The following is a 5,360-nucleotide window of genomic DNA, read 5'->3' on the forward strand; positions in this document are numbered from 1 at the left end:
CCTCTCCCACCGGGAGAGGGGTTGGGGTGAGGGTCCGGTCGCCCACAACGTCCAACGGCCGACATAACCATTGGTGCCGCCGACATAACGACGCGGCATTTCTGTGATGGCGTCCCATTAAGGTTAATGGAGCGGGGGAACGTTACCGCGCATACCGCATCATCCAGGACGGGCGGATTCGAGTCGGCGCGGCGGCCCCCCGCCCCCACCACCCGAGTCGCCTTCCGCATGCACAACCATCGCTCCCTCCGCAGGCCCGCCCTGCTCGCCCTGGCCCTGAGTGCCGCCCTCGCCCTCCCGCCGGCCCAGGCCCAGTCCACCACCGGTGCCGTCGCCGGTCAGGCGCCCGCCGATACCCAGCGCATTCTGGTCCGCAGCGACAGCGGCCTCAGCCGCGAGGTCGCCGTGGATGCGCGCGGCCGCTACAACATCGGCCAGTTGCCGCTGGGCACCTACACCATCATCGCCAAGGGCGCCGACGGCAGCGTGCTGGGCAGCCGCGACGGCATCAGCCTCACCGTCGGTGCCGTCACCGACGTCTCCTTCAGCCCCGCCACCACCAGCCTGGCCGGCGTCCAGGTCAGCGCCGACCGCGCCGCCGCCGCGATCGACGTGAGCAGCGTGGATTCGCGTACCGTGATCAATGCCGAACAGTTGCAGCGCCTGCCGCTGGGCCGCTCGGCCGAGGCCATCGCGCAACTGGCGCCCGGCGTGGCCGGCAACAGCGGCAGCGGTACCTACATCGGCCCGACCGGGGCGCAATTGCTCAGCTTCGGCGGCTCTTCGGCCGCGGAGAACGCCTATTACATCAATGGCTTCAATACCACCGACCCGCTGCGCGGACTGGGCGGACTGACCCTGCCCTACGGCAGCATCGACCAGTTGGAGGTCTACACCGGCGGCTACAGCGCCAAGTACGGCCGCTCCGACGGCGGCGTGATCAACGCCGTGGGCAAGCGCGGCAGCAACGAATGGCATTTCGGCGGCCAGGCGACCTGGGAGCCGGACGGGCTGCGCTCATCGCAGAAGGACGTCTACTCGCCTGGCGACGGCAGCCTTTACCGGCCGGACAGCAAAAGCGGTTCCACGCTCAGCGCCCAGAGCGTCTACGCGGGCGGCCCGCTGATCCAGGACAAGCTGTTCTTCTTCGGCGCCTACGAATTGCAGCGCCAGGACGGCGACAGGTTCTACGGCGCGCGCGAGACCACGCCAGGCGAGTACTACTACGACTACCAGTACCGCCGGCCGAGTTGGTACGCCAAGCTCGACTGGAACATCAGCGACAGCCAGTTGCTGGAAATCACCGGGGCCTCCAGCCGCTATGTCACCCGTGGCAAGTACTACCTGTACAGCGGCCGCGATATCGGCGCCCTGCGCAACGATGCCGACACCACCAAGACCGGCGGCGACTTGTGGAGCGCCAAGTACACCGGCTACCTCACCGACCGCCTGACCTTCAGCGCGCTGTACGGCCAGCAACGCACCGACGACTACAGCCGCAACCCCAGCTACAACGGCGCGCTGACCTATCTTTCCAGCACCAGCTTCCAGAACCCGGCCTACACCGGCGGCACCCCGATCACCAATGCGCAGACCACCTCGCTGCTGGTCGATCCCGCGCGCGGCAACCGCACCGACAACCTGCGCCTGGATCTCAACTACGCCATCGGCGCGCACAGCATCACCATCGGCATCGACAACCAGAACGCGCGTGCGCTCAACCGCGGTTCGGTGGCCTCCGGCGACGGCTACTACTGGATCTACGGCCAGGCCAATCCCAACGTGCCGATCAGCACCAGGCTCGGCGTTCCGGCCACCGGCGGCTACCCAAACGGCCAGGACGGCTACTACGTGCGCAAGTACATCTACAGCGCGCTGGCCTCGGTGCGCTCGGCGCAGCGCGCACAGTACGTGGAGGACAACTGGCAGGTCAACGACCGGCTGCTGCTCAACCTCGGCCTGCGCCTGGACCAGTTCACCAACTACAACCGCGACGGCGCGCCGTACATCAAGCAGACCAGCGGGCAATGGGCGCCACGGCTGGGCTTCAGCTGGGACGTCGACGGCGATGCGCGCTTCAAGGTGTACGGCAACGCCGGCCGCTACTACCTGGCGCTGCCGCTGAACCCGGCGTTCAACGCCGCCGGCGCCACCCTGGCCACTTCGACCTACTATACCTACGGCGGCATCGACGCCAACGGCTATCCGACCGGCCTGACCCAGATCTCCGGGGCGGTCTCGTCCAACAACTACTACGGCATCCCGCCCGATCCCAAGACCGTCGCCACGCAAGGCATCAAGCCCTCGTTCCAGGACGAGTTCATCCTCGGCTTCACCAAGGCCTGGGGCGACAACTGGGTCTACGGCGCCAAGGGCACCTACCGCGTCCTGCGCAGCGGCGTGGACGACTACTGCGACAGCGATACCGTGTTCGACGCCGCCGCGGCGCAAGGGCATACGGTGACCCTGGCCAGCAATCCGGTCAGCTGCTGGCTGATCAACCCTGGCCGGGCCAACACCTTTACCCTGGTCGACACCTCGGGCAACTACGTCAAGGTGCCGCTGAGCAACGCGCAGTTCGGCTTCCCGGAATTCAAGCGCAACTACTACGGGCTCAACCTGTCGCTGGAGCATCCGTTCGACCAGCGCTGGTACGGCCGCCTCGACTACACCTGGTCGCGCAGCTACGGCACCACCGAGGGCCAGTTGCTGTCGGGCATCGGCCAGACCGCGGTGTCCACCACCCAGGCCTGGGACTTCGCGCAGCTGATGGAGCACACCAACGGCCCGCAGAGCAACGACCACACCCATCAGTTCAAGTTCTACGGCTACTACCAGCTCAACCCCGCATGGCTGGTGTCGGCGAACCTCAAGTTGATCTCCGGTTCGCCGTTCAGTGCGCTGGGCTCCTACGGCCCCGACCACAGCGACCCCTCCGGCTACGGCATCGCCTATCACTACTACCAGGGCCAGCCGGCGCCTCCAGGCAGCCAGGGCCGCCTGCCGTGGCTGCAGCAACTGGATCTCGGCGTGTCGTGGCGGCCGGCCTACGCCGACCGCAAACTGGCCTTCACCCTGGACGTGTTCAACGTCTTCAACGGCCAGGCCACGCTGTGGAAGTATCCGTACTCGGAGACGGGACCCGGCAATCCGGATCCGGTGTACGGTGCGGCACTGCTGCGCCAGGCGCCGCGGTCGCTGCGGTTGAGCGTCAGCTACGACTATTGATCGGCGGCACGGCGACCGGCGCGCGATCAGCGCGCTGGCCGTCGCCGCGCACGTGCAGGCGCCGCACCGGCAACGGCCGCCGTGCCGCCCTCCGCTTCGGTGCGCATCGATGCGATCCGCGCCTTCATCGCATCGATGAAGGCGCGCACCTTCGGCGATGGCAGCCGCGTCGGCGGGTATACCGCATGGATGCCGAACGATGCCGAACGCCACGCCGGCAACAGACGCACCAGCCGGCCGGCGGCGACGTCGGCGGCGGTGGAGAAATCCGTCAGCAGGCCGAACGCGCCACCGGCCAGCACGATCGCGCGGCAGCCGGTCGCGGTATTGGCGACGAAGTGCGGCACGCAGCGCACCGCGACGCTGTCGCCGCGCGCATTGACCAGCTCCAGGGTGCGCGGACGGGCAATGCTGGACAGCAGCACGAAGGGGAGCGCAGCCAGCGCCGCCGGGTCGCGCGGCAGCCCGTGGCGCGCGACGAACTGCGGGCTGGCGACCGGCCACACCGCATAGCTGCCGAGCCGTACCGCGCGGTAGGTCGAATCGGCGAGACGGCCGATGCGGATCGCCACATCGAGATTGTCGGCGACCAGATCGACGATGCGATCGTTCGCGACCAGTTCGACATCGAGGCGGGGGTGCCTGTCGCGCAAAGCGACCACCGCCGGGGCCACCACCTGCGCGCCGTAGTCGACCGGCACGCTGACCCGCAGCGCGCCACGCAACGGGCCGGCGTCGGGAGACACCGTCTGCAGCGCATGCTCGGCCGCGCGCACGATGTCGCGGCACGCCTCGTAGAACCCGCGTCCGGCGTCGGTCACGCTCAGCCGTCGCGTCGTGCGCACCAGCAGGTTCGCGCCGACCTCCGATTCCAGGCGCTGCATGTGCGTGCTGACCACCGTCTTGGCCAGGCCGAGCCGCTCGGCCGCGGCAGTCAGCGAGCCGGCCTCGACCACTGCGACGAAGATCGCCAGACGATTCAGGTTGACGTCGCGCAGGTCGGCCATGCCCGATTGTCCTTCTGGAAAGGATAATGTTTCTCGCATTGTCCGTCTTCTTGCCGGCCGCGGCCAGCGCTAGGCTGCAGCCGATCGTCGCCGATCCCCGGCGATGCACGATTGCGGAGCCGTTCCATGTCCACCCTCAGTCCTCGCGGCACCGATCGTCCCGGCGCTCCGATCCGGGTCTATTCCGCGCCCCTGTCCGGACACGCGCACCGGGTGCGCCTGTTCCTGTCGCTGCTCGGACTGCCGTTCGAGACCATCGATGTGGATCTCGCCGCCGGCGCGCAACGGCAACCGGCGTTCCTGGCGCTGAATCCGCTCGGACAGATACCGGTGATCGACGACAGCGGCAGGGTGCTCGCCGATTCCAACGCGATCCTGGTCTATCTGGCCAAACGCTACGGCCATCCGCAGTGGCTGCCGGACGAGCCGCTCGGCGCAGCGACCGTGCAGCGCTGGTTGTCGTACGCGGCCGGGCCGATCGCCTACGGGCCCGCCGCGGCGCGGCTGGCGACCGCATTCGGGATGCCGCTCGACCTGGCGGCGGCCAGGCGTACGGCGACCCGGTTGCTCGATGCGATCGACCAGGAATTGACCGACACGCCGTTCGCCGCCGGCGCGCAACCGACCATCGCCGACATCGCCGGCTACACCTACATCGCGCATGCGCCAGAAGGCGGAATCGCGCTCGAACCTTACCCGCAAGTGCGGGCGTGGCTTGCCCGGATCGAAGCCTTGCCGGGATTCGTCGCCTTGCCGGCGCTGCCGCCCGGCGCGTCGGCCGGCTGAGCGCTGCCGGCCGACGGCACGCAGACCGCGATGAACGCGCCGACCGCTGGCGTCGCCGGCTGGGATCTGGAGACCTCGCCGTTCCACCCCGGCGAACTTGCCGTCCAGCAGCGGGCCGGGGCCAGCGCAGTCGCGGCGGCGGCCGGGCGGCGCAGCATCCGCCGCTGCATGCCCGAACAGCATCGGGACTTCTTTGCGCAACTGCCGCTGTTCGTACTCGCCGGCAGCGACGCGCACGGGCAGCCGTGGGCGACGCTGCGCGTGGGCCAGCCCGGCTTCCTGAGCACACCGGACCCGCGCACGCTGCGCATCGCCGCGCCGCCCCTGCCCGGCGACCCA

At 68.9% G+C, this 5,360-nt stretch carries 4 protein-coding genes; 3 read left to right on the forward strand and 1 reads right to left on the reverse strand.

Annotation, left to right across the window (positions count from 1 at the left end; genetic code table 11):
• Positions 1-228: 228 nt before the first annotated feature.
• The gene (locus tag D588_RS0110630) at positions 229-3,228 is read left to right on the forward strand and encodes a TonB-dependent receptor plug domain-containing protein (RefSeq protein ID WP_017915953.1); all 3,000 of its coding nucleotides are present in this window, start codon (positions 229-231) and stop codon (positions 3,226-3,228) included.
• A gap of 26 nt (positions 3,229-3,254) precedes the next feature.
• Here D588_RS0110630 and D588_RS0110635 read toward each other — a convergent pair whose 3' ends face one another.
• Positions 3,255-4,235: a LysR family transcriptional regulator gene (locus D588_RS0110635; RefSeq protein ID WP_017914511.1), complete on the reverse strand. Its 981-nt coding sequence runs from the start codon at positions 4,233-4,235 to the stop codon at positions 3,255-3,257.
• 126 nt (positions 4,236-4,361) lie between these two features.
• On the opposite strand from D588_RS0110635, the gene D588_RS0110640 reads away from it, so the two are divergent.
• Both D588_RS0110640 and D588_RS28510 read left to right on the forward strand, forming a co-directional pair.
• Positions 4,362-5,021 (forward strand): glutathione S-transferase, encoded by a 660-nt coding sequence (locus D588_RS0110640; RefSeq protein ID WP_026143581.1) that lies wholly within the window; start codon positions 4,362-4,364, stop codon positions 5,019-5,021.
• A gap of 30 nt (positions 5,022-5,051) precedes the next feature.
• On the forward strand, positions 5,052-5,360 hold a 309-nt coding region (locus D588_RS28510; protein ID WP_043084354.1), incomplete at its 3' end, for a pyridoxamine 5'-phosphate oxidase family protein.

This window comes from Xanthomonas sp. SHU 308, from assembly GCF_000364645.1.
GTDB classification, from domain to species: Bacteria; Pseudomonadota; Gammaproteobacteria; order Xanthomonadales; family Xanthomonadaceae; genus Xanthomonas_A; species Xanthomonas_A sontii.